Here is a 22,238-nt window from a genome sequence, read left to right as displayed (position 1 = left end):
ATGACAACAGCGGTACGAATCCAGGTGAAGTCAGTGACGAAGTACGGGTCATTCCCCGGGTCGCGGCCCAGGAGGCTGCGGACGACTCCGGTCATGCGGCGCATGGTCGCCGAGACGCGGCTGCATCCGGCCGATCTGATCCTGCCCGCCTTTGTGCGGGAGGGCATCAGCGCCCCGGTGGAGATCGAGTCCATGCCCGGCGTCTACCAGCACACCCGCGACACGCTGAAGAAGGCGGCCGTCGAGGCGGTGGAGGCCGGTGTCTCCGGGATCATGCTCTACGGCGTGCCGGAGGAGTCGAAGAAGGACGGCGCGGGAACGGTGGGCACCGACCCCGACGGCATCCTCCAGGTCGCGCTGCGCGACGTCCGCGCCGAGGTGGGTGACGACCTCCTCGTCATGTCCGACCTGTGCCTGGACGAGTTCACCGACCACGGGCACTGCGGTGTGCTCGACGCCGAGGGGCGCGTGGACAACGACGCGACCCTGGAGCGGTACGCGGAGATGGCGCAGGTCCAGGCCGACGCGGGCGCCCATGTGGTGGCCCCGAGCGGCATGATGGACGGTCAGGTCGGCGTCGCCAGGGACGCGCTCGACCAGGCGGGCCACGAGGACGTGTCGATCCTCGCGTACACCGCGAAGTACTCCTCCGCCTTCTTCGGCCCCTTCCGCGAGGCCGTCGGCTCCTCCCTCAAGGGCGACCGCAAGACGTACCAGCAGGACCCGGCCAACGCCCGGGAGGCCCTGCGGGAACTGGCGCTCGACGTGGAGGAGGGCGCCGACATGGTGATGGTCAAGCCGGCCGGTCCCTACCTCGACATCCTCGCGAAGGTCGCCGACGCGGTCGACGTGCCGGTGGCCGCGTACCAGGTCAGCGGCGAGTACGCGATGATCGAGGCCGCCGCCGAGCGGGGCTGGATCGACCGCGACAAGGCGATCATGGAGTCCCTCACGGGCATCAAGCGCGCGGGCGCCGGCATGATCCTGACGTACTGGGCGACCGAGGCGGCGCGGCAGCTCTAGCGCGGTCCGGGCGGCAACTCTTGACCTCAACTTTGGTCGAGGTCGCAGGGTGGTGTGTGTCGAAGCTCGTTCACGCGTTCCGAGGAGCACACCATGCACGCTGTCGTCCTGCACGAGTTCGGACCCGCCGAGAACCTGACGTACGAGACCTGGCCGGACCCCGTCGCGGGGCCCGGCCAGGCGCGTATCGCCGTACGGGCCGCCGGGGCGCACTTCGTCGAGACCGTGATGCGGACCGGCGAGGCCTCGGACAAGGCGCCGCCGCTGCCGGAGCTGCCCGCCGTCTTCGGCGGTGAGGTCGCGGGCGTCGTCGACGCGGTCGGCCCCGGCGTCGACCCGTCCTGGCTCGGCCGCTCCGTCGTCACCGCGCACGGGGCGCCCGGCGGCTACGCCGAGCTGGCCGTCGCCGACGTGGACGGCCTCCACGCGGTGCCGGACGGCCTCGGCTTCGAGGACGCCGTCACCATGGTCGTGACCGGCGCCACCACCATGGGCCTGCTCGGCATCGCCCGGCTCCGCCCCGAGGACGTGGTCCTGGTGACCTCCGCCGCCGGTGGCGTCGGACGGCTCGTCGTGCAGTACGCGCATGCCCTCGGGGCGACGGTCGTCGGGGCGGCGGGCGGCCCCGCGAAGGCCGACGCGGTACGGGCGCTCGGCGCCGACGTCGCCGTCGACTACAACCGCCCCGGCTGGCAGGAGACGGTGCGCGAACGCCTCGGCGGCGGCCGCCCCGTCACCGCGATCCTGGACGGCGTCGGCGGCGAGAAGGCCGCGTCGGCCTTCGAACTGCTCGGCGACGGCGGCCGGTACGTCGTCATCGGCTGGGCCTCGCAGGAGGCCTTCGAGCCGGCCCCCGAACTCCTCGCGGAGCGCGGCATCACTCATGTCAACGCGCTGCTCGAACTCATCGGACGCCGAGAGGACGGCCCCGCCCACGAGCGGGAGTCGCTGGAGGCGGCGGCCAAGGGGGAGTTGGTGCCTTCCTGGCAGTCGTTCCCGCTGGCGGAGGCGGCGCGGGCGCACGCGGCGATGGAACGCAGGGAGACGACGGGCAAGGTCGTCCTGGTCCCCTGAGCCCCCTGGGCCGGGCGGCGCGCGCTCAATCCTTCCTCAGGAGCGTGGCCAGGCGAGACAGGCCGTCGGCGGCGTGCCCCGCCTCGACCGCCCGGTCCAGGAGGCCCTGAAGCGGCCTGAAGAGATCACTGCTGACGCCCGCCTGGTCGTACGCGGTGAGGAAGTTCGGCAACGCGGCCTGGTTGACGGCCAGGGAGGACACGTCGGTCAGGTGCTGCCCGGAGTCCAGCGCCTCGGCCATGCCGGGCACCAGCCCCTCGGTCATCGCGCCGACCCACTCCTTGAGCAGCGGCGCGAACTCACGGGCGGGGACGCCCGCGCTGCCGATCAGGGCGTAGGCCTGCACGACGCCCATCACCATGCCGTACATCCCCGTGAGCAGGGACAGGTCGTACAGCGCGGCGGCGCCCGGGTCCTTGCCGACCCACTTGGTGTCCGCGAGCGCGGCCAGCGTGGGGCGGTGGGCCTCGTACGCCTCCTCGTCGGTGCCGCTGTAGAGGATGTACGCGGCGGGCGTGGCGATCGTCTGCGGGACGGCCATGATGCCGCCGTCGACGTACGAGACGCCATGCTCGCCCGCCCAGCGCGCCAGCTCCCGCGCCTGCTCCGGGGTGCCGTTGGTGAGGTTCACGACCGTACGCCCCGCGAGGGCGTCGACCTCCGGCGCGAGCAGCGTACGTACGTCGTCATTGGTCGTGAGGCAGACGATCACGAGCGGGCTCGCCTCGACGGCACCCTTCACCGTGGCGGCCGGGACCGCGCCCTGCGCCGCGAGGGGACCAGTCTTGGACGCGGTGCGGTTCCACACGGTGGTGCGGTGGCCGGCCTTCAGGAGCGCGGAGGCGAGCGCCGTCCCCATGAGGCCGAGGCCGAGGACGGATACGGGGGCGTTGGTGCTGCTTTTGGTGGACACGGGGCTCCTTGGAGGCGTTGACCGGGGATTCCCGGGTGCGTTTCCGGGTTCTGGGTACGCCTTTGATCCTTGTGGGGCCCTGCGGATGCGACAAGTACGCACTATTTAGTGCGTACTCACCTGCTGGTCAGTGAGCGGGTCCGGTGGGGGATGGCTTCCGTGGGCCGACGTCCGGGGCGCCGCCCAGCCCCTGTTGCTCCGCGTGTCGCAGAGAAGTCCCAACCCCCTCCACCCCGACCTGGGGCTTTGCCTCTGAGCCCTGGAATTCTTCTGCACTTTTCGGTCGGGGGTGTTCCGGAAGGCGTGCGGCCCGACGGGGGGGGGGAGGGGCGTGGGCTCCTGCTTGTGGCCGCGCTCTCCGATGTGTGGGGCGTCGGAGAGCGCGACCCGGGCAAGGTCGTGTGGTGTTAGTGGCAGGTGGAAGCCGCCGTCACCACGCCAGGGCGTCGGCAGCCGTGGTCTGCCAGTAGCTGACGTACGCCGAGCTGTCCACGTACACGCCGTCGGCCGGAAGCTTCGGCGACGCCGGGGAGCCCACGCTGCCGTCCATCGCGCGGTTGGAGAAGCTGACGTCCAGGTCGTGCGTCACGGAGCCGTTGGAGCCGTCGGGGGAGGACGTGCCGATGGACGCGTACGCCGTCTGGCCCGGCTTCAGGGTGACGACCGCCTGGGGCTGGCTCTCCTCCAGCCACGGCGTGGCGGACTGGCCCTGGTCGAAGCGCAGGAACGGGGCGCCGTACGCGTAGCAGGTCTTCGTACCCGTGTTCTTGGCCTCCACGAGCAGGTGGTTGACCGGGCGGTCGACCTGCTTCACGGTGACCTTCGTGGTGGCGGCGGTGCAGGTGACCGGGGTCGACTTGGCGGCGGAGGGTGCGGCCGAAGCGGCACCTCCGAGCGCGGTGAGGGAGAGGGCCGCGGTGACGGCGGCGAGGGTGGCGGCGGCCTTGGTGCTGATGCGCATGGCTTGTCTCTTTCGGTGTGACGGGAGCTACGTGCGCCGCGCCGAGAGGTCCTCCGATGCGGCGTGCTTGTATGGCCCACAGCTTGTGCCGTCATTCGTCCCAGTAGCCATCGTGAGACGGCAGTACGGGACGCTGGGACGTTCGTACGGCTCTGAACTGGGAAAACGCCGTTCCTTGGAACGGCTGAATGGGATGGGGACAGCGTGGGCGCGGGCGATCTCGCGGAGTTGCTCCGAGAGTTGAAGGAGCGGTCGGGGCTCAGTTACGGGGTGCTGGCCAAGCGGCTGCACGTGTCGACGTCGACGCTGCACCGATATGTGCAGGGAGCTGCCGTACCGACGGAGTTCGCTCCGTTGGAGCGGCTTGCCCGGGTGTGCGGAGCCTCGCGTGAGGAGATGGTCGAGGTCCACCGGCGGTGGATCCTGGCCGACGCGTCACGCGGGGACAGGAAGGAGGGCGAACCGCCGCCCTCCGCCGCTGCTGCCGCGGCACCGGACACCGCCGAGGCCTCCTCCGCCGGGGCCTCCTCCGCCGAACCGGAGGCTTCGGGCTTCGACGGTGACGCGGACTCCGACGACGGGGCGCCCGGCATCGTCATCGGTCCGGCCACCACGGTGGTGGAGGGGCGCGAGGGGAGGCGTCTGCCCAGGGCGCGTGTCCTGGTGGCCGCCGGTGTGGTCGTCGCGCTCGGTGCCACCGCCTTCGCCGTGCAGGCCGCCTCCGGCGGTGGCGGCGGCGCCCGCGACCGCGTGTCCGCCGACTCGCCGAGCGCGTACGGCGGCGAGGGGCAGCGGAGCCCGGGAGGCACCGGCTCCGCCTCGCCCTCCGCGAAGGAGTCCGGCAAGAAGTCCGGCGAGGACAAGCAGGGCAAGGACGCCACGGCCTCCGCGAAGCCGGGCGGCAAGGACAAGGGGTCCGGGGGCGAGCCGGGGGTCTCCGGCGACGGGGGCGGCGGCAAGGGCGGCGGCGCGGAACAGGGCGGTGTCCCGGTGACCGTCTCCACCCAGGCCCAGCACTGGGAGAATCCCTGCGGTCACCCCTACCTCGTCGACAAGGAACCCGGCGTCCTCTCCCCGCCCCCCAACGAGCAGGACGCCGCCAGTTGGGTGGCCGCGAACGGCGGGGTCTCCGCGAGGAACCAGACCGTGAAGCTGACCGTGCAGGGCACGGGCAAGGACACCGTCGTCCTGGAGTCCCTGAACGTCCGCGTCGCCGGGACCAGCGCGCCCCTCACATGGAACAACTACAAGATGGGGTACCTCGGCGTCGGCTGCGGAGGCAACGTGCCCCAGCACTCCTTCGCCGTCAACCTGGACGCGGCGGTGCCCCGCCCCACCCCCCTGGAAGGGGACAGCGGCTTCCCCTACAAGGTGAGCGCGAGCGACCCCGAGGCGTTCTACATCAACGCGACCGCCAACAACCGCTACGTACGCTGGTACTTGGAGCTGGAGTGGTCCAGCGGCACCCGGCAGGGCACGGTACGCATCGACGACACGGGCAAGCCGTTCGCCACGAGCGGCGACAAGGGCCGCCCCGTCTTCGGGTATTCGCTCGACACCAAGAAGTGGACGAAGACGAACCGCGACAACGACTCACAGGAGTAGGACACGGCGACGTGCGGGAGCGCTCCCCGTACGTCCGCATCCCGGAATGCCACCGGTAAGCGGCACACGGGTCATTACGCTGCCGGGAAACAAAGGAGCCCCTGATGACCGTCACCGATGCCCCCGTCCCCGCGCTCGCGGCCCGCGCCGCCACCGTCGGCGGCTCTCCCGTGCGGGACATCCTCGCGGTCACCGCGCGGCCCGAGGTCATCAACTTCGCGGGCGGGCTGCCCGCGCCCGAGCTGTTCGACGCGGTGGGGGTGGCCGCCGCGTTCCAGGCCGTCCTGACGACGACGCCAGGGACGGCACTCCAGTACTCCACGACGGAGGGCGAGCCCGTCCTCCGTACCGCGATAGCCGCCCGGACCGCGGCGCGCGGGCTGCCCACCGGGGCGGACGACATCCTCGTCACCACCGGTTCGCAGCAGGCGCTCTCGCTGCTCGCGACGGTGCTCGTCGAGCCCGGGGACACCGTCCTCGTCGAGAGCCCCTGCTACCTGGCGGCACTTCAGGCGTTCTCCTTCGCCGGGGCGCACGTCATCGCGGTGCCGGGCGACGACGAGGGCATCGACCCGGCCGCGCTCGACGGACTCGTCGCGGCGCACCGGCCGAAGCTGCTCTACACCGTCCCCACCTTCCAGAACCCGACGGGCCGCACGCTGTCCGCCGGGCGGCGCGCGGAGATCGCCGCCGTGGCCGCGCGGCGGGGCCTGTGGATCATCGAGGACGACCCTTACGGGGAGCTGCGGTTCGAGGGCGAGCGGGTGCCGTGGATCGCCACGTACCCGGGGGCCGAGGACCGCACGGTGCTGCTCGGCAGCTTCTCCAAGGTCATGGCGCCGGGCCTGCGGCTCGGCTGGCTGCGGGGGCCCGCGGCGCTCGTACGCGCGTGTGTCGTCGCCAAGCAGGCGGCCGACCTGCACACCCCCACCGTCAACCAGTTGGCCGTGGCGCGGTACATGGCCGACAACGACCTGGACGCACACGTCGCCCGCGTCGCCCGGGTGTACGGCGAACGCCGGGACGCCATGCTCGCGGGCCTGCCGTCCGCGCTGCCGGAGGGCTCCGTGTGGAGCCGTCCCGAGGGCGGCATGTTCCTGTGGGCCCGGCTGCCGGGCGCCGTGGACACCACGGAGCTGCTGCGGAAGGTCATCACGCATGACGTGGCGTACGTCCCCGGAGCCCCCTTCTACGCGGGCGAGCCGGACCGGGCGACGCTGCGGCTGTGCTTCGTCACCCAGACGCCGGAGGAGATCGCGGAGGGCCTCCGGCGGCTGGGCGACGCACTGGTCAGCTGAGCGGCGTACGGGGTCAGAGGCGCTCGGGCGTCCTGATGCCCAGCAGGGCCATGCCCTGGTGCAGCGTGCTCGCCGTGATGTCGCACAGGAACAGGCGGTTCTCCACCTGGGCGGGGGTCTCCGCCTTCAGGACCGGGCACTCGGCGTAGAACGTCGTGTAGAGCGAGGCGAGCTGGTAGAGGTACGCCGCCAGCTTGTGCGGGGCGTACTCCTGGGCGGCCTCGGCGACCGTCGCCGCGAACTGGTCCAGGTGCAGGCCGAGCGCCCGCTCGGCCCCGACGAGCTCCAGCTCGGGGTGGGCCGCCGGCGAGGCCTCGCCGCGCAGCCGCAGGATCGACTTGATACGGGCGTACGCGTACTGGAGGTAGACCGACGTGTCGCCGTTCAGCGAGACCATCTGGTCCAGGTCGAACTTGTAGTCACGCGCGGCCGAGGTCGAGAGGTCGGCGTACTTCACGGCACCGATGCCGATCTGCCTGCCGTTCTCGACGATCTCCTCCTCGGTGAGGCCGACCTTGTCGTTGTTCTTCTCGCGCACGACCGACGTCGCCCGCTCGATCGCCTCGTCGAGGAGGTCGATCAGGCGCACCGTCTCGCCCTCACGCGTCTTGAACGGCTTGCCGTCCTTGCCGAGGACCGTGCCGAAGCCGAGCTGCACCGCCTTGACGCCGTCGGTGAGCCAGCCCGCCCTGCGGGCCGTCTCGAAGACCATCTTGAAGTGCAGGGACTGCCGCACGTCCACCACGTAGACCAGCGTGTCCGCCTTCAGGTTGAAGACGCGGTCGCGGATCGCCGAGAGGTCGGTGGCCGCGTACCCGAAGCCGCCGTCGGACTTCTGGACGATCAGCGGCGACGGATTGCCGTCCGGGCCCTTCACGTCGTCGAAGAAGACGCACAGCGCGCCGTTCGACCGGACGGCGACGCCGGACTCCTCCAGCATGCGGCAGGTCTCCGCCAGCATGTCGTTGTAACCGGACTCGCCGACGATGTCCTCGTCGCGGATCGCTACGTCCAGCTTGTCGAAGACCGAGTAGAAGTAGATCTTCGACTCGTCCACGAACCGCTGCCAGATCGCGAGCGTCTCCGGGTCACCGGCCTGGAGGTCGACCACCCGGCGCCGGGCCCGCGTCTTGAACTCCTCGTCGGAGTCGAAGAGCGTGCGCGAGGCCTTGTAGACGCGGTTGAGGCTCGACATCGCCTCCTCGCCGGCCAGCTCGCCCTCGGCGTCCTTGTGGCTCAGCTCGTCCGGGTGCTCGAGCAGGTACTGCACGAGCATGCCGAACTGCGTGCCCCAGTCGCCGATGTGGTGGCGCCGGACGACCTTCTCACCGGTGAACTCCAGGAGCTGGACGACCGAGTCACCGATCACCGAGTTCCGCAGGTGACCGACGTGCATCTCCTTGGCGACGTTCGGCTGGGCGTAGTCGATCACCGTCGTGCCCGCGTCCGCCGCGTACGGCACGCCGAGCCGCTCGCCGTCCGCCGCCCGCGCCGCGAGGTTCCTGGTGATCGCCTCGTCGGTGACCGTGATGTTCAGGAAGCCGGGCCCGGAGACCTCGATGTCCTTGATCAGCTCGGGGGCGGTGATCCCGGAGACGACCTGCGTGGCCAGCTCCCGCGGGTTGCCCTTGAGCTTCTTGGCGAGCGCCAGGATGCCGTTGGCCTGGAAGTCGGCCCGGTCGCTGCGTCGCAGCAGCGGGTCCGCGGCACCGGCTTCCGGCAGGGCAGCCGAAAGGGCGTCCGCGAGGCGCTGGTGGACGGAGGCGGTGAGGGACGTGACCGGGGCCATGAGCTTCCGTTCTCGTGAGTTCGTGAGGACGTGGATTCTGGACGTGGATTCTGGTGAACGGGACGCGGTAAATGAGATGCGTCGCCGTGCCCGTCAAGTGTCCCATGAGGGCGGACACCGGTTCCCCTCGTTTGAACGGGGCCCCGGACCGGGTCGCTCCGTCTGGGACAATGGCGGAGGCCAGCTTCCAGGAACCCCGAGGAAACAAGAGGACGTGCCGATCGTGGCAGCTCAGAGCACCGATACCACCGACTGGGTCTCCCGCTACGCGGACGAGGTCATCGCGGAGTCGGAGCGTCGTGCCCCGGGTGCGAAACAATCCGACGCTGCCGCGCCGGTGATCGTCGTCGCCTCCGGACTGTCCCCCTCGGGCCCGATCCACCTCGGCAACCTCCGCGAGGTCATGACCCCGCACCTCGTCGCCGACGAGATCCGGCGGCGCGGCCACCAGGTCCGCCACCTGATCTCCTGGGACGACTACGACCGCTACCGCAAGGTCCCGGCCGGCGTCCCCGGTGTCGACGAGACCTGGGCCGAGCACATCGGCAAGCCGCTCACCTCCGTGCCCGCCCCGGCGGGCTCGGCGTACCCGAACTGGGCCGAGCACTTCAAGGCCGCCATGGCCGAGGCGCTCACCGAACTCGGCGTCGAGTACGACGGGATCAGCCAGACCGAGCAGTACACCTCGGGCGTCTACCGCGAGCAGATCCTGCACGCGATGAGGCACCGCGGCGACATCGACGCCATCCTCGACCAGTACCGCACCAAGAAGGACCCGGCCAAGGCGGGCAAGGGCAAGCAGCAGAAGCCCGTCGACGAGGCCGAGATCGAGGCCGCCGAGGGCTCCGGCGCGGCCTCCGAGGACGACGGCAGCGGCGGCGCCAGCGGCTACTTCCCGTACAAGCCGTACTGCGGCCGGTGCGAGAAGGACCTGACGACCGTCGTCTCGTACGACGACGAGTCCACCGAGCTGGTCTACACCTGCACGGCGTGCGGCTTCGGCGAGACCGTCCGGCTCAGCGAGTTCAACCGCGGCAAGCTGGTCTGGAAGGTCGACTGGCCCATGCGCTGGGCGTACGAGGGCGTCGTCTTCGAGCCGAGCGGCGTGGACCACTCGTCCCCCGGTTCGTCGTTCGTCGTCGGCGGCCAGATCGTGCGGCAGATCTTCGACGGCGTACAGCCCATCGGCCCCATGTACGCCTTCGTCGGCATCTCCGGCATGGCGAAGATGTCCTCCTCCAAGGGCGGCGTGCCGACCCCGGCCGACGCGCTGAAGATCATGGAGGCGCCGCTGCTTCGCTGGCTGTACGCGCGCCGCAGGCCCAACCAGTCCTTCAAGATCGCCTTCGACCAGGAGATCCAGCGGCTCTACGACGAGTGGGACAAGCTGGAGTCCAAGGTCGCCGACGGCTCGGCGCTGCCCGCCGACGCCTCCGCCCACTCCCGGGCGGTGCGCACCGCCGCCGGTGAGCTGCCGCGCACCCCGCGCCCGCTGCCGTACCGCACGCTGGCCTCGGTCGCCGACATCACCGCCGGTGCCGAGGACCAGACGTTGCGCATCCTGCGTGACCTGGACCCGTCGGACCCGATCGCGTCCCTGGACGAGGCCCGGCCGCGGCTCGACCGCGCCGAGAACTGGATCACCACCCAGGTCCCGGCCGAGGCCCGCACCATCGTGCGCGCCGAGCCCGACACCGAGCTGCTCGCGTCCCTCGACGACGAGTCCCGCGAATCGCTGCGGCTGCTCCTGGAGGGCCTCGACGAGCACTGGTCCCTCGACGGGCTCACGCACCTGGTGTACGGCGTCCCGAAGGTCCGCGCCGGCTTCCCCGCCGACGCCACGGCCAAGGAGCTCCCGCCGGAGATCAAGGTCTCCCAGCGCACGTTCTTCGCGCTGCTGTACCGGCTTCTCGTGACCCGGGAGACGGGTCCGCGACTGCCCACGCTGTTGCTCGCCGTGGGCGCGGAGCGGGTCAGGAAGCTGCTTTCCGCCTAGCGGTCACGTGAAGGGCCTCGCTTCTTCGGAAGCGGGGCCCTTTCGCTTGCCGCGGGCCGCACACCGCTCTACGCGATGTGGTCCTCCATCAGTTCGTCGTTGAGGCGGGCCGTGAACTGGTCCATGTAGGCGTTGAGTTCGCGCGACTGGAGGCGCAGGCCGTAGGCGGCCTCGGCGTTCGCCGCGAAGGCGCCCGGCGTCGGCATGCCCTCGCCCGCTATCGACTGACGGAAGACCTGGTACAGCTCCTCGTCGGTGGGCGAGGCCTGCGGCGCGGCCTCCTGGGGCTCGGGCTGCGGCTGCTGCGGGAAGCCCGGGTGGCCCAAGGGGCGGGTGCCGCCGGAGCCGTTGGGCACCGGGAACTCCGGGTCCGGCTGCGGCTGTGCGTGTTGCTGCTGGGGCTGCGGCTGCTCGGGGGCCGGGTCGTACGTGGGGTCGTAGCCGCCCTCGTAGGACACTTCCTGCGGGTCCTTGCCGACGAACCACGGGCTCAGGGCGGGCTGTTCCGCTTCGGCGGGAGCGGGAGCGGGAGCGGGGGCCGGAGCCGGAGCCGGAGCCGGAGCCGGGGCGGGAGTGGGCTCGGGAGCCGGGGCCGGGGCTGGTGCCGCGGGCAGCTCTGCCGCCGGGGCCAGGGCCGTGACCTCCTGGGGCCGGGCCGCCGCGGGGGCCGGGGGCAGCAGCGCCGGTTCGATGCCGGCGGCGGCCAGGCCCGCGGGGGCGGTCTCGGCCAGGGGCACGCCGTAGCGGGCAAGACGCAGCGGCATCAGCGACTCCACCGGAGCCTTGCGGCGCCAGGAGCGGCCGAAGCGGGAGCGGAGCCTGGCCTGGTAGACGAGCCGCTCCTGCTCCAGCTTGATCACCTGGTCGTAGGAGCGCAGCTCCCACAGCTTCATGCGCCGCCACAGCAGGAACGTCGGCAGCGGCGAGAGCAGCCACCGGGTGAGGCGCACGCCCTCCATGTGCTTGTCGGCGGTGATGTCCGCGATCCGCCCGATCGCGTGCCGCGCGGCCTCCACGGCGACCACGAAGAGTATGGGGATCACCGCGTGCATGCCCGTGCCGAGCGGGTCCGGCCAGGCCGCCGCGCCGTTGAACGCGATCGTCGCCGCCGTGAGCAGCCAGGCGGTCTGGCGCAGCAGCGGGAAGGGGATGCGGATCCAGGTCAGCAGGAGGTCCAGGGCCAGCAGGACGCAGATGCCCGCGTCGATGCCGATGGGGAAGACCACCGAGAAGCTGCCGAAGCCCTTCTCCTCGGCGAGCTCGCGCACGGCCGCGTACGACCCCGCGAAGCCGATCCCGGCGATGACGACCGCACCGGCGACGACCACTCCGATGAGTATCCGGTGCGTGCGTGTCAGCTGCATCGCGGCCACCCGCGAACCCCTCCCTGTTCAGCCTCTGCCGGCTTTACTGCGAGCCTGTGTCGGCTTGTTGCGTGCGACAGCCTGGCACACGTGTGCGCGTGGGCCATGGGCCGGTACGCCCGGAGCCCGGCCCCCAGGGGCCGGGCTCCGTCAAATGCTTTGCTTATGCGGCGAATTGAGATCCGGCGTCAGGACTTGGCCTTGGAGTCACCGGACTTCGAGCCGTCCGACTTCGCGGCGTCCGACTTCGAGCCGTCGGACTTCTTCGCGTCCTCGTCCTTCGCGCCGTCGTCCTTCGGCGCGTCCTCGTCCTTCTTGGACTCGTCCGCCTTCGGCTTCTCGCTCGGGCCGGAGGCCTTGCCGCCGCCCTCGTTGGCGGAGACGACGGAGGCAGCCGCCTCCTTCGCGGCCTTCTCCGCGGCCTTCGAGAGGTCACCGGAGTCCGGCGCCTTGTCGCCGGCGAGGCCCGCGCCGTTGTAGTCGATCGTGACGACCGCGTTCTCGACGCGCGTCACGACCGTCTGCTGCTTGAAGGTGTCCTTGTCCTTCTTCAGGTCGTAGCGCACCAGCGTCGCCTCTTCGCCGACACCCTGCACCGGCTCCGCCTTGACGCCCTTGGCGTCCTTGGTCGCCTGGGCGTCCGCGACCTGCTTGGCGAAGTTCTCCTGCGCACGCTTGGCGCCGCTGCCGAGCGAGGCGTCCGAGTCGAAGCGCAGCAGCGAGACGCGCAGCCAGCGGAACTGCGAACCGGCCACGCCGTTGTTGGCGAGGCTGTCCCAGGAGCAGCTTCCGCGCACGGCCGTGTCGTTGGACGTGCCGGCCTTGCCCGTCTTGTCCTTCGCCTTGGGGACCAGGTCCTCCAGGGACTTCTTCGAAAGGACCTCGCAGGGCTCGGGGAGCTTGCTGTACGCGGCCTTCTCCACGCTCGCGGCCTTGTCCCCGCCCTTGGCCGAGGCGGAGGACTTGGTGCCCGAGTCCTTCTTGGCCCCGTCGGAGCCGGATCCGGAGTCGGAGTCGGAGGAGCAGCCGGAGGCGACGAGGATCACCGGTACGGCGGCCGCGCAGACGAGGAGGCGGCTGCGGAGCTGTCGCTTTCGCTGTGCAGGTCGGTGCATGGTTCCTTCACTCAGTTCGTCTCGTGACGTCCGGTTCGTCTCGTGACGTCGTCGGGGTCCGAGTGGACACCGTACGCGCATGGGACCACGGACGGCTCTTGTTCACGGGGCCCGGGGCCCCTCCCGCGAGCGCCGGGCCATCGCCTACTCGTCGAACTTCGACACCAGGCTGTCGGCCAGTTCCTGCGCTTTGTCCTGCATTTCCTTGCTGTCGGGGACATCCGTGCGCCGGCCGGGCTGCTCGTCGTACTCGATGGTCACGATGACGTTCGACGTGCGGAACACCACAGTCACGGTGCGGTGACGGGTGGCCGACGCGGCGGTGGTGAGGGCGTCGTCGAGGAACGCCTCGTCGCCGAGGTCGTCGAGAACGCGCGGCTCAAGACCGGCGGGCGGGGTGGCGGGCCGGGTGGCGGCACTGTCGTCCTCGCCGCCCTTGTCCTCGCCGCCCTTGTCCGTGCCGTCCTTGTCCGTGCCGCCCGGGGTCTCGCTGCTCTCGGCCTTGCCGCCCTCGGTCTTGCCGCTCGCGGCCTTGTCACCCTCGGTCTTGCCGCTCTGGGGCTTGTCGTCGTCGCCGGGGGAGTCCTCGGGGTCGCCGGACTCCTCGTCGGCGCTGTCGGCGGGGTCCGGGGCGGGGGCCTCGGGCAGGTCGGCGGCCTCGCGCTTCTTCGCGTAGAGCTCCGTGGCGCGGTCGTCGTCGCTGACGGTGGCGTCGTACGAGACGACGCGCTCGAAGTCGACGAGGAGGTGGTGCGAGGCGCCGGACGATTCGACCTTCCAGCGGCAGCCCACGCGGCGGTCGGTGTCGTACGTGACCGTGGGCGTCCCCTCGTACGCCTTCTCGCGCTGTTCGTCGTCCATCTCCTCCATGCCGGGCAGCATGGCGTCGAGCGTGCTCGGCTCGACCTCGCCGCAGGGCTCGGGGAGCGTGCGGTACTTGCCCGGCTCCGCGGGGGCGGTGGAGCTGCCGGTGTCGCCCGGCTTGGAGTCGCCGGCGTCGTCGCCGAGGCCGGAGCCACCGGTGCAGCCGGCGAGCACGGCCGCCAGGAGCGCGGCGACACCGGGTACGTAGACCTTCCGCTGCACCGTGATGGCCTCTCTCGTCGCTGGTTATTCGGTTGCCGCTGGTGGGCGACCGGTGGACACAATGTCTATCGCACGCACTGCCGTGGATGCCGGTCCGTCACCCTTTTCGTCGACCTTGGCTCCGGTATTTGCGATTCTGGGCTTGTAGCCGATTACGGGGGAATGAGGACGATATGTCATACGCGGAAGTGCCCGGCGCCAAGGTGCCGATCCGGATGTGGGCCGACCCGGCGTCGGTCGAGGAAGCGGCGATGCGCCAGTTGCAGAACGTCGCGACGCTGCCCTGGATCAAGGGTCTCGCGGTCATGCCGGACGTCCACTTCGGCAAGGGTGCGACGGTCGGCTCGGTGATCGCCATGCGCGGCGCGGTCTGCCCGGCGGCGGTGGGCGTCGACATCGGCTGCGGAATGTCGGCGGTGAAGACCTCGCTGACGGCGAACGACCTGCCCGGCGACCTGTCCCACCTGCGGTCGAAGATCGAGCAGGTGATTCCGGTGGGGCGGGGGATGCATGACGACCCCGTGGCGCCGGGACAGATCCACGGGATGGCCACGTCGGGGTGGGACGACTTCTGGGGACGGTTCGGAGGGGTCGCGGAAGCGGTCAAGTTCCGGCAGGACCGTGCCGTGAAGCAGATGGGAACGCTCGGCGGGGGAAATCACTTCATCGAATTCTGTCTCGACGAGTCGGGTTCGGTGTGGCTGATGCTCCACTCCGGGTCGAGGAACATCGGCAAGGAACTGGCCGACCACCACATCGGCGTGGCGCAGAAGCTCCCGCACAACCAGGGCCTCGTCGACCGTGACCTGGCGGTCTTCGTCTCGGACACCCCGCAGATGGCGGCGTACCGGAACGACCTGTTCTGGGCGCAGGAGTACGCGCAGTACAACCGCGCGCTGATGATGGGGCTCTTCAAGGACGTCGTCCGCAAGGAGTTCAAGAAGGCGAAGGTGACCTTCGAGCCGGTGATCTCCTGCCACCACAACTACGTGGCGGAGGAGCGTTACGAGGGCATGGACCTGCTGGTCACGCGGAAGGGCGCGATCCGGGCCGGCGGCGGGGACCTCGGAATCATCCCCGGCTCCATGGGCACGGGCTCGTACATCGTCAGGGGCCTCGGCAACGAGGCGTCCTTCAACTCCGCCTCCCACGGCGCGGGCCGGCGCATGAGCCGGGGCGCCGCGAAGCGCCGCTTCTCGACGCGGGACCTGGAGGAGCAGACGCGGGGCGTCGAATGCCGCAAGGACTCGGGCGTCGTGGACGAGATCCCGGGCGCCTACAAGCCGATCGAGCAGGTCATCGACCAGCAGCGCGACCTGGTCGAGGTGGTGGCGAAGCTGAAGCAGGTGATCTGCGTGAAGGGCTGACCCGCCGCCGTCGCGCGGGCTACTTCGTGTGCGTGACGGCGTAGATCATCACGAACGCGACGATGTGGATGCCGAAGAGGAAGTACGCGAGGTACCACCACACCATGCGTTCGTTCTTCTTCTCCTCGGCGAGGCGCCGGGTCTCGTACTCGTGCGTCAGGCGTTCGAGCGGGTCCGCGGAGTGCGGGGAGAAGGCGGGGGTGCCCGGGTCGTCGCCGGGGAGCGTCATCGTCACGCCTCCCGGTGGACCTTCGTGTTGGAGGCCTGGGCGCGCGGGCGTACGACCAGGAGGTCGATGTTCACGTGCGGCGGGCGCGTGACCGCCCAGGTGATCGTGTCCGCCACGTCGTCGGCCGTGAGCGGCTCGGCGACGCCGGCGTAGACCTTCGCGGCCTTCTCGGAGTCCCCGCCGAAGCGGGTCAGCGCGAACTCCTCCGTCTTCACCATGCCGGGCGCGACCTCGATCACCCGGACCGGGGTGCCGACGATCTCCAGGCGCAGCGTCTCGGCGAGTACGTGCTCGGCGTGCTTGGCGGCGACGTAGCCACCGCCCCCTTCGTACGTGCCGTGGCCCGCCGTCGAGGAGAGCACGACGACCGTGCCGTCGCCGCTCGCGGTGAGCGCGGGCAGGAGGGCCTGCGTGACGTTCAGCGTGCCGAGGACGTTCGTCTCGTACATCTGACGCCAGTCGTCCGGGTCGGCCTTGGCGACGGTGTCCGCGCCGAGGGCGCCGCCCGCGTTGTTCACCAGGACCGCGATCTTCTTGAACGCCGTGGCGAAGGCGTCCACCGCGGCGCGGTCCGTGACGTCGAGCGTGTACGCCATGGCCTCGTGCCCGGCCTCGGTCAGCTCGGCGGCGAGGGCTTCGATGCGGTCCTTGCGGCGGGCGGTGAGGACGACGCGGTAGCCGGCCGCGGCCAGGCCGCGCGCGGTGGCGGCACCGATGCCGCTGCTCGCGCCGGTGACGATCGCGATGCGGTTGGCTGCGGCGGTCATGGGGCGCTCCTTGGGGTGCGGCGGGTCGCCGGCGGGCGGGCGGCGGGTGGTCACCGCCAGGATATGCGGGCGGCCTCGCGGCCTCGCGGCGCGGGAAGGGGGTTGCCGCTAACCGTCCAGCTCCCCGCTGCGCAGCCGCTTCACCTGGGCGGCGCTGAAATCGACCGTTCTGTGCATATGGGCGATGAGTACGGCCAGTTCGTCGTCGTCGCAGTCTTCGAAGAGGGCGTTCCAGCCGCCGCTGAGCCGTCCCCACAGCCGGCCGAACTCGGCCACCTTCTCCGGCACCGTCGTGACCAGGACCCGGCGGCGGTCCTTGGTGTCGCGCTCGCGGCGCACGTAGCCCGCGCGCTCCAGGCGGTCGACGAGGCGGGTGGCGGAGCCGGTGGTCAGGCCGGTCAGTTCCGCGATGCGGCCGGTGGTGACCGGCTCGGTCTCCAGGCTGAGGAGGTTCAGGCACTGTACGTCGGTGGGGTGCAGTTTCATGTGGTCGGCGACGGCCTGGTTGAAGAGGGCGTACGACGCCATGTAGCGCCGCGACGCCATGGACAGCTCCCCCATCAGCAGCCCCCGCCGCCGCCCGGCCGCCTCTCGCCCCACGGCAGACACCCCTTCCCGACCGCGACTCCGTCTCAGACCCCTGCGCCTGCGCCTGCGCCTGCGCCGGACAACCATCGCATGGCAGCGGCAGGGCCCCGGGGTAAGCCCGCCGCTTCGCGGCGAATGCCTTTCCCACCCACCCACCCGAAACTCCGCAGCGACACGACGGACGAGAGGGCCGGACGCCCCTGCCGGGCGACGGCGCGAACCCGGGCCACGCGAAGGCGGAAACCCGGCCGCGCGACGGCGGAATTCCGGCCGCGTCACGGTGAAAGCCGGGCCGGCGACGGCGGAAATCCCGCCAGGCGTCGGCGGAAACGCGGCCGGGCGACGGCGAACGTCCCGCCGGGCGACGGTGAACGCCCGGCTGGGCGACGGTGAAAGCCGCGCCGCGCGATGCGAAGGCCGTGCCGCGCGACGGCGGAAACGCGGCCGGGCGACGGCGAACGCCCCGCCGGGCGACGGTGAACGGCCGGCTGGGCGACGGTGAAAGCCGCGCCGCGCGATGCGAAGGCCGTGCCGCGCGACGGCGGAAATCCGGCCGGACGACGGCGCCTCCCCCCGCCGGGCGACGGCGAAGGCCGGGCCGGGCGACGGCGCCCCCCGCCGCGTGATGGCGAAGGCCGTACCGGGCGACGGTGAACGCCCCGCCGGGCGACGGCGAAGGCCGTGCCGCGCGACGGCGGACACCCGGCCGGACGACGGCGCCCCCCCGCCGCGCGATGGCGAAGGCCGTGCCGGGCGACGGCGGACACCCGGCCGGACGACGGCGCCCCCCCGCCGCGCGACGGCGAACGCCACGCCGGGCGACGGCGTCCCCTCTCGCCGCCCAGCGGTGGACATCCCCCCGGCCCGGTCAGGGCTACGCCCCGTTCAAGGCGTGGCGCCAGTCGTTGCAGGGGTGCCGGCTGCCCTTCGGGTACTCGACCGACGCCTCGCCCCGCAGCGTGAACCCCGCCTTGCGGCAGACCGCGTTGGACGCCCCGTTCCCCGTCGCGGGGAAGGCGTGCAGATGGGCGTGGCGCCCCGCCGCCCTCGCCTCCGCCACGATCAACCGCGCCGCCTCCGCCGCGACCCCACGGCCCTGGAACTCCGGCAGAACCCCCCACCCCGTCTCCCAGACCGCCTCGCCCTGCCAGGTCGTCTCCCACAGGCCGATCGAGCCGGCCGTCTCCCCGTCCAGCGTGATGCGGAACATCTGGCCCTTGCCGTCCAGTTCGAGATAGCGGCGGTGCCGGTCCGCCAGCTTCTCGGGGGTCTCGGGACCGCCCAGGTGCGCCGTCATCTCCGGCGTGTTCAGCCGTTCGAGCAGCGCGGGGCCGTCCGCGTCCGACCAGGGTTCGAGGCGCATGACCGACGTCTGTGATCGCTCCATGGCCACACCGTAGGACCAGGGTCTGACAACACCCCCTGACCGGCATTTCGGTCAATCTCGACCGACCTCGGCCGGCGTCACCGAGGCCCGTACGCCGTCGGCGGCATCCCCACCGTCGCCGTGAAATCCCGTACGAGATGAGCCTGGTCCGCGTAGCCGAGCGTGGCCGCCAGGTCCGGCCAGTCCACGTCCGCCGCCGACTCGGCGTGCTCCAGGGCCTCGTGGATGCGGTAGCGCAGGATGACCCACTTGGGGCTCACGCCCACGTACGTGGCGAAGAGCCGTTGCAGCGCCCGTACCGAAAGGCCCTGCTCGTCGGCGAAGGCCGCCACGCGCCGGATCGAGCGGTCCTCGCGGATGCGGTCGACGAGCCCCATGGCGAGGTCGGCCTGCGCGTCCGGCGCGGGGGAGAGGCTCAGCAGGAAGGCGTCGAGTGCCGCCACGCGCGCGTGCTCGTCGGCGGGGGCGAGGATCAGCTCGGCCGTGTTCGCGGGGGCCCGGGCGAAGACGTCGTGCAGCGGCAGCCGGCGCCCCGTCCAGTCCGCCACGGGATGCCCGGGGGCGAACGGGCGGAACCCACCGGGACGGAACTGCACCCCGCACACCCGGCCCCGCCCCTCCAGCTTCGTACTGAAGAGCTCCAGGCCGACCCCGGCCACCTCCCCGAACCTGCGCGGCCCGGCCGCCGGCGGCTGGGACGCGTCGGAGGAGTACGCGGCGTACGCGGCGTACGACTGGAAGACCACGTTGACGCTGGGGTGCGGGACGACGTGGGAGGCGTAGGGCTCGCTCAAGTCCCAGTCGATGAGCCAGTAGTGCTCCAGGTAGGGGCGCAGCGCCTCGGCGGGCGCGTGGCGGCGGAACCGCACCCGGGAGAAGAGCCCTGCGGCGTCGACGATGCCTCGGGTGTCGCGGCGTGGGGCGTCCGGCATGACCGGATCGTAGAACGCGAGCGGGCGAGCGAGCAGGCGGGCAGGCGGGCGGGCGTAGTGGCGGGGTGAGGCGAGGCGACACAGGCGAGCGGGCGGGCAGGTGCTGCGGGGCGCCACGGGGCGGCTATGAGGCGGGTCGGGGCGAGGCGCTACGGGGCGAGGCGAGGCTGGCAGGGGGCGGGGAACGTGTCGGCGCGCACCCGTCATGTCGTCGCGTTTGTTCAAGCCGCCCCCCGCCCCGCCTGCCTACCGTCGCCCTATGGATATCTCGGACAGCAGCCATGCCACCCTCAGGATCAGCGATCTCCTCGCCCTGGCCGCCGCGAGGGCCGTCCCCGTCGTCCGCGCCCTTCCGGACGACCGCCTCACCGACCCCACGCCCTGCGCGGAGTACGACGTGCGCGCCCTGGTCGACCACCTCTTCCACGTCGTCGTCCAGTTCCAGGAGCTGGCCGCCAAGCGGAACTCGGACTTCTCGGCCACGCCCGCCTATGTGACCGAGGGCGGCGACTGGCGTGAGCGGTTCGCCGCCGAGGCGGAGAAACTCGTCGCCGCCTGGGCCGGGCCCGGCGCCGACCGGGGTGTGACGGGGGCGATGGACATGCCGGCCGAGACGGTCGGCTGCATGGCGCTCCTCGACCTGACCGTGCACGCCTGGGACCTGGCCAGGGCCACCGGCCAGGCGTACGGGGGCGGGGACGACGCGGTAGTGGGGCGGCTCACCGAGGCCGTGGAGGAGATGGGGCCCATGGCCCGCAAGATGGGCGTCTTCGAAGAGGCCGCCTCCGTCCCCGCCGGAGCCACGCCCTTCGAACACCTCCTGGCGGCCACGGGACGCGACCCGCACTGGCGGGCCCCCCGGTAGAGCCCGGCGGCCCCGCACCCGGCACGCCCCACCCCGGCGCCCGCGCCCCCCGGGGAATACGGAACCCCCACCCCCCGTTCAAAGGTATAGTTGAACAGTCAACAACCTGCGGAGGGTGAGAGTCGCCATGTCGACCATGCAGTTCGGAATCTTCAGCGTCGGTGACGTCACCGTCGACCCGACCACCGGACGGGCGCCGAGCGAGGCCGAGCGCATCAAGGCGATGGTCGCGATCGCGCTCAAGGCCGAGGAGGTCGGGCTCGACGTCTTCGCGACCGGCGAGCACCACAACCCGCCCTTCGTGCCGTCGTCCCCGACGACCATGCTCGGCTACATCGCCGCCCGCACGGAGAAGCTGGTCCTCTCCACCTCGACCACCCTCATCACCACCAACGACCCGGTGAAGATCGCGGAGGACTTCGCGATGCTCCAGCACCTCGCCGACGGCCGCGTCGACGTGATGATGGGGCGCGGCAACACCGGCCCGGTCTACCCGTGGTTCGGCAAGGACATCCGCCAGGGCATCAACCTCGCCGTCGAGAACTACGCGCTCCTGCGCCGCCTCTGGGACGAGGATGTCGTGACCTGGGAGGGCAAGTTCCGTACGCCGCTCCAGTCCTTCACGGCCACGCCCCGGCCGCTGGACGGCGTCGCGCCGTTCGTCTGGCACGGCTCGATCAGGTCCCCGGAGATCGCCGAGCAGGCCGCGTACTACGGAGACGGCTTCTTCCACAACAACATCTTCTGGCCCGCGGAACACACCAAGCGGATGGTCGAGCTGTACCGGCAGCGGTACGCGCACTACGGGCACGGCACCGAGGAGCAGGCGATCGTCGGGCTCGGCGGCCAGGTGTTCATGCGGGCCAACTCGCAGGACGCCGTACGCGAGTTCCGGCCGTACTTCGACAACGCGCCGGTGTACGGGCACGGGCCCTCGCTGGAGGAGTTCACCGAGCAGACCCCGCTGACCGTGGGCTCTCCGCAGCAGGTCATCGAGCGGACGCTGTCGTTCCGCGACACCGTGGGCGACTACCAGCGGCAGTTGTTCCTGATGGACCACGCCGGGCTGCCGCTGAAGACCGTCCTGGAGCAGCTCGACATTCTCGGCGAGCAGGTCGTCCCTGTGCTGCGCGAGGAGTTCGCCAAGAACCGCCCGGCCGACGTCCCGGACGCCCCCACGCACGCCACCCGCAAGAACCAGCGGGATCAGCAGAGCCAGCAGGACCGCAAGGACCAGCAGGGATCGACGGGATCGACGGGATCGGAAGAGGTGGCGGCATGAGGCTCGTCGTCGTATCGGCGGGGCTGAGCGTGCCCTCGTCCACCCGGCTGCTCGCCGACCGCCTCGCGGCGGCCACCGGGCACCACGCCGACGTGGCGGCGGAGGTCGTCGAGGTGCGTGACCTCGCCGTGGAGATCGCGCACAGCCTCACCACCGGCTTCCCGGGGCCCGCCCTGGCCGCCGCGGTCGACGCGGTGCGCGAGGCGGACGGCCTGATCGCCGTCACGCCCGTCTTCTCCGCCTCGTACAGCGGTCTGTTCAAGTCCTTCTTCGACGCCGTCAGCGGCACCGACAAGGACGCGCTCGCGGGCAAGCCGGTCCTGGTCGCCGCCACCGGCGGCTCGGCCCGGCATTCCCTGGTCCTCGACCACGCGCTGCGCCCGCTCTTCGCCTACCTGCGAGCCGTCGTCACACCGACCGGGGTCTACGCGGCGTCCGAGGACTGGGGCGCCGAGGGCCTCGCCGAGCGGATCGACCGGGCGGGCGCGGAGCTGGCCCGGCTCATGAGGCCGACCCCGCAGCCCGACCGGTCCGCACCCGAGCCGGTTGTACCGTTCGCGGAACACCTCGCGGCACTCGGCCGGCGGTAGTCCGGAC

The 22,238-nt window shown here is 71.5% G+C and carries 20 protein-coding genes and 1 pseudogene; 10 read left to right on the top strand and 11 right to left on the bottom strand.

The genetic code is table 11. The annotated features are described in order from the left end of the window. Positions 1-33: 33 nt before the first annotated feature. On the top strand, positions 34-1,023 hold the full coding sequence (gene hemB / locus ACZ6JY_RS30015; protein ID WP_469200765.1) for a porphobilinogen synthase: 990 nt from the start codon (positions 34-36) through the stop codon (positions 1,021-1,023). A 93-nt stretch (positions 1,024-1,116) separates the two neighbouring features. Beyond that, complete coding sequence (locus ACZ6JY_RS30010; RefSeq protein ID WP_469200763.1) at positions 1,117-2,097, top strand: zinc-binding dehydrogenase; 981 nt, start codon at positions 1,117-1,119, stop codon at positions 2,095-2,097. A 25-nt stretch (positions 2,098-2,122) separates the two neighbouring features. Here the strand turns inward: ACZ6JY_RS30010 and ACZ6JY_RS30005 are convergent, their stop codons facing one another. Further along, positions 2,123-3,010, bottom strand: coding sequence for an NAD(P)-dependent oxidoreductase (locus ACZ6JY_RS30005; RefSeq protein WP_469200761.1), 888 nt, complete (start codon positions 3,008-3,010; stop codon positions 2,123-2,125). A 270-nt stretch (positions 3,011-3,280) separates the two neighbouring features. Between ACZ6JY_RS30005 and ACZ6JY_RS30000 the strand changes: the two are divergent. After that, positions 3,281-3,421: pseudogene (locus ACZ6JY_RS30000) on the top strand (ATP-binding protein); the annotation flags it as partial. A gap of 19 nt (positions 3,422-3,440) precedes the next feature. On the opposite strand, the gene ACZ6JY_RS29995 reads toward ACZ6JY_RS30000, so the two are convergent. Then, positions 3,441-3,971 carry a DUF4232 domain-containing protein gene (locus ACZ6JY_RS29995; RefSeq protein ID WP_469200759.1) on the bottom strand — a complete coding sequence of 177 codons (531 nt, stop codon included), beginning with the start codon at positions 3,969-3,971 and terminating at the stop codon, positions 3,441-3,443. 204 nt (positions 3,972-4,175) lie between these two features. Here ACZ6JY_RS29995 and ACZ6JY_RS29990 point away from each other — a divergent pair, with 204 nt between their 5' ends. Next, the gene (locus ACZ6JY_RS29990; RefSeq protein ID WP_469200757.1) at positions 4,176-5,576 is read left to right on the top strand and encodes a helix-turn-helix domain-containing protein; all 1,401 of its coding nucleotides are present in this window, start codon (positions 4,176-4,178) and stop codon (positions 5,574-5,576) included. 104 nt (positions 5,577-5,680) lie between these two features. Continuing rightward, entirely contained in the window at positions 5,681-6,874 is a 1,194-nt protein-coding gene (locus ACZ6JY_RS29985; RefSeq protein WP_469200755.1) for an aminotransferase-like domain-containing protein, read from the top strand. 13 nt (positions 6,875-6,887) lie between these two features. Here ACZ6JY_RS29985 and argS read toward each other — a convergent pair whose 3' ends face one another. After that, on the bottom strand, positions 6,888-8,663 hold the full coding sequence (gene argS / locus ACZ6JY_RS29980) for an arginine--tRNA ligase (RefSeq protein WP_469200753.1): 1,776 nt from the start codon (positions 8,661-8,663) through the stop codon (positions 6,888-6,890). Between the two features lie 214 nt (positions 8,664-8,877). Here argS and lysS point away from each other — a divergent pair, with 214 nt between their 5' ends. Next, positions 8,878-10,659 carry a lysine--tRNA ligase gene (lysS, locus tag ACZ6JY_RS29975; protein WP_469200751.1) on the top strand — a complete coding sequence of 594 codons (1,782 nt, stop codon included), beginning with the start codon at positions 8,878-8,880 and terminating at the stop codon, positions 10,657-10,659. A gap of 68 nt (positions 10,660-10,727) precedes the next feature. On the opposite strand, the gene ACZ6JY_RS29970 is transcribed toward lysS, so the two are convergent. The 3 genes from ACZ6JY_RS29970 to ACZ6JY_RS29960 form a co-directional block, all read right to left on the bottom strand. Continuing rightward, positions 10,728-12,023 (bottom strand): DUF2637 domain-containing protein, encoded by a 1,296-nt coding sequence (locus ACZ6JY_RS29970; RefSeq protein WP_469200749.1) that lies wholly within the window; start codon positions 12,021-12,023, stop codon positions 10,728-10,730. Between the two features lie 188 nt (positions 12,024-12,211). Continuing rightward, positions 12,212-13,138 carry a DUF3558 domain-containing protein gene (locus ACZ6JY_RS29965; protein WP_469200747.1) on the bottom strand — a complete coding sequence of 309 codons (927 nt, stop codon included), beginning with the start codon at positions 13,136-13,138 and terminating at the stop codon, positions 12,212-12,214. A 144-nt stretch (positions 13,139-13,282) separates the two neighbouring features. Next, a complete protein-coding gene (locus tag ACZ6JY_RS29960; RefSeq protein ID WP_469200745.1) occupies positions 13,283-14,224 on the bottom strand; it encodes a DUF3558 domain-containing protein in 942 nt (313 codons plus the stop codon). Between the two features lie 173 nt (positions 14,225-14,397). On the opposite strand from ACZ6JY_RS29960, the gene ACZ6JY_RS29955 reads away from it, so the two are divergent. Further along, complete coding sequence (locus tag ACZ6JY_RS29955) at positions 14,398-15,591, top strand: RtcB family protein (protein ID WP_469200743.1); 1,194 nt, start codon at positions 14,398-14,400, stop codon at positions 15,589-15,591. Positions 15,592-15,610: 19 nt separating this feature from the next. Here the strand turns inward: ACZ6JY_RS29955 and ACZ6JY_RS29950 are convergent, their stop codons facing one another. The 5 genes from ACZ6JY_RS29950 to ACZ6JY_RS29930 form a co-directional block, all read right to left on the bottom strand. After that, positions 15,611-15,820 (bottom strand): hypothetical protein, encoded by a 210-nt coding sequence (locus tag ACZ6JY_RS29950; RefSeq protein WP_469200741.1) that lies wholly within the window; start codon positions 15,818-15,820, stop codon positions 15,611-15,613. 2 nt (positions 15,821-15,822) lie between these two features. Then, complete coding sequence (locus ACZ6JY_RS29945; protein ID WP_469200739.1) at positions 15,823-16,587, bottom strand: SDR family NAD(P)-dependent oxidoreductase; 765 nt, start codon at positions 16,585-16,587, stop codon at positions 15,823-15,825. Between the two features lie 108 nt (positions 16,588-16,695). Then, the gene (locus ACZ6JY_RS29940; RefSeq protein ID WP_469200853.1) at positions 16,696-17,148 is read right to left on the bottom strand and encodes a MarR family winged helix-turn-helix transcriptional regulator; all 453 of its coding nucleotides are present in this window, start codon (positions 17,146-17,148) and stop codon (positions 16,696-16,698) included. A gap of 901 nt (positions 17,149-18,049) precedes the next feature. After that, positions 18,050-18,562 carry a GNAT family N-acetyltransferase gene (locus ACZ6JY_RS29935; RefSeq protein ID WP_469200736.1) on the bottom strand — a complete coding sequence of 171 codons (513 nt, stop codon included), beginning with the start codon at positions 18,560-18,562 and terminating at the stop codon, positions 18,050-18,052. Between the two features lie 77 nt (positions 18,563-18,639). After that, positions 18,640-19,494 (bottom strand): DUF6597 domain-containing transcriptional factor, encoded by an 855-nt coding sequence (locus ACZ6JY_RS29930; RefSeq protein ID WP_469200734.1) that lies wholly within the window; start codon positions 19,492-19,494, stop codon positions 18,640-18,642. A gap of 259 nt (positions 19,495-19,753) precedes the next feature. On the opposite strand from ACZ6JY_RS29930, the gene ACZ6JY_RS29925 reads away from it, so the two are divergent. From ACZ6JY_RS29925 to ACZ6JY_RS29915, 3 genes are all read left to right on the top strand, one after another. Further along, positions 19,754-20,359 carry a TIGR03086 family metal-binding protein gene (locus ACZ6JY_RS29925; RefSeq protein ID WP_469200732.1) on the top strand — a complete coding sequence of 202 codons (606 nt, stop codon included), beginning with the start codon at positions 19,754-19,756 and terminating at the stop codon, positions 20,357-20,359. A 136-nt stretch (positions 20,360-20,495) separates the two neighbouring features. Further along, the gene (locus ACZ6JY_RS29920; RefSeq protein ID WP_469200851.1) at positions 20,496-21,641 is read left to right on the top strand and encodes an LLM class flavin-dependent oxidoreductase; all 1,146 of its coding nucleotides are present in this window, start codon (positions 20,496-20,498) and stop codon (positions 21,639-21,641) included. Further along, complete coding sequence (locus tag ACZ6JY_RS29915) at positions 21,638-22,231, top strand: FMN reductase (RefSeq protein WP_469200730.1); 594 nt, start codon at positions 21,638-21,640, stop codon at positions 22,229-22,231. Before ACZ6JY_RS29920 ends, ACZ6JY_RS29915 begins: the two co-directional genes overlap by 4 nt. The last annotated feature ends 7 nt before the right edge of the window (positions 22,232-22,238 follow it).

The organism is Streptomyces sp. NPDC046335 (assembly GCF_055587985.1).
The sequence above is the reverse complement of the archived record's forward strand: the minus strand, read 5'-3'. Positions and strand labels throughout refer to the sequence as shown.